At 41.5% G+C, this 287-nt stretch carries 1 protein-coding gene; it reads left to right on the top strand.

Annotated features, from left to right (window positions below):
* Positions 1–287: hypothetical protein (locus tag R0K30_RS21600; protein WP_410612856.1), on the top strand; the 287-nt coding region annotated here is incomplete at both ends.

Raw genomic sequence — 287 nt, 5'->3', positions numbered from 1 at the left:
GACTCAAAGTCACTCTTTGGTGGCTACATCCATAAATATTACTACAACGCGTCAATTAAAGACGGTTATACCTTGCGTCTGATCCGAGAGGACATAGAGACTAACTACAAACTGAATTTGCAAAAAACGTTGGAAGAAATCGAAATCTTAAAAGGCAACGCTGACAAGAAAGTCGTGTATGCACATGAGAAATTTGTTGAGCCTATGCTCGACTACATCATCAAAGACTTCGAGCAAGCGCGTATTTCAATGAACGACAACTCAATCGGTGGCATGGTGGTATGCGA

The sequence above is a fragment of the Bacillus sp. SIMBA_154 genome, from assembly GCF_046536015.1.
GTDB lineage: Bacteria > Bacillota > Bacilli > Bacillales > Bacillaceae > Bacillus > Bacillus pumilus_P.
Note: the sequence above shows the minus strand (reverse complement) of the source record. Positions and strands in the feature narration are given on the sequence as shown.